Genomic DNA, 1,409 nt, shown 5'->3' with positions numbered 1-1,409 from the left:
CCCTTCGATCGGGGGATTTAGGGGGATCTAGACTTTCGGAGTGAGCCGAGAGACAGTGGGTTTTAGGCGGAAACTCGATCCCCCTAGCCCCCCTTAATAAGCAGGGTGGATTAATTGTCGAGAGGTTAAATCAAGGCTAAGAAGGCTATTGACCGACATTATGCAAGGCACTTAACAGGTTTATCTGAACTAGATAAATTAAAAAGTAACTCACTCAAATCTTCAATTTGATTAGCCATCAATCTTAAAGCTTCGGGCAAAGTCTGAGTACATTTCATGCGAGCCAATGAAACCAAAAATTGTCTAATCATTGCCCAATTAGCAGGTGCATTGCCACCACAACGAATATCGTTATCCTCGTTTAACGTCACATCTTTAACCCAATGCAGCCTATTCTCAATCAACCAGTGACCACGAATAGCCTTATCAAATTGACTTGCTGACCAATCTAGACTACTTAAATAATAGTGTACTTCATCGAAATTAGCCAGATGGCGACGACTTTTTTTTCCCTCCCATCGAGTCCCATATCTCCTGACCACAATTATATGTTTTGCACCCGCCCAAAGGGGCAATAATTCAGGTGGAATTGGATAAATTTTGGTGTGGCGAGTTGTGGTGCGTCCATGTATACATTCAGAAATTTCATTTTCGTCAGTCGCCCTAGTAGAGCTGACTAATTTATTGGCTGCTTTAAACAGATTTAATTGATTCTTTTTGAGCGTAACTATATAGTCATTACCACTCTCAATAATTAAGGCAAGTGTTTTTTTTTGACAGTGTAGTGCGTCGAGGGTAATTACTACTTTTTTACCCGAGAGTTCTTGAACTAGCTCTTGTACGACTTCGACTTCACTTTTATGTTTATTTTCTATGACTTGATGTCGAACTACCCATCCATGAGCGTGACTATAAACCGAAACCATACTGACAAAGTTTTGGTAAGAACTGTTACCACCTGCCGAGGTGCTTTTTATGCCTTTTCCATCCATTGCCATCAATTCTCCTTCGTCTATTGACAATTTCTGTTGAGACCATACATTAAAAAGAACCGCTAATATCTCAAAATCTAATGATTGAATTATATTTCTAAACGTTGAGTCTGATGGAAATCGAATATCACTTGGGAGCTTGAATAATTTTATCAGAGTTTTTCGATGATTTTTCGTAAATTCTACTAAGGGCTTATACCCCCAATATCCCGTGCAACTACCCAACAAAATTATCGTTAATATCAGCCAAAGTTCATGTCTAATACCTCTAGGATGTCTGTGATCTGGAACCGATTTAATTGCTTCAATTAAATTCATTGTTAATTCATTACAGCAGGGATAGTCTACCCGGACGGGGCAGACTTGATTACGTCTTCTATCATACATTCCCCCCTGACAATTAATCCACCCTGCCTA

General features: G+C 39.5%; 1 protein-coding gene. It reads right to left on the bottom strand.

Annotated features, from left to right (window positions below; translation table 11 throughout):
• Nucleotides 1-158: 158 nt before the first annotated feature.
• Nucleotides 159-1,310, bottom strand: a complete 1,152-nt coding sequence (locus QT974_RS34370) for an ISAs1 family transposase (protein ID WP_333472818.1) — start codon at nt 1,308-1,310, stop codon at nt 159-161.
• Nucleotides 1,311-1,409 lie beyond the last annotated feature (99 nt).

The organism is Microcoleus sp. BM001215392 (genome assembly GCF_036700185.1).
Taxonomy (GTDB): Bacteria; Cyanobacteriota; Cyanobacteriia; order Cyanobacteriales; family Microcoleaceae; genus Microcoleus.
This window is presented reverse-complemented; position numbering and strand designations above follow the sequence as displayed.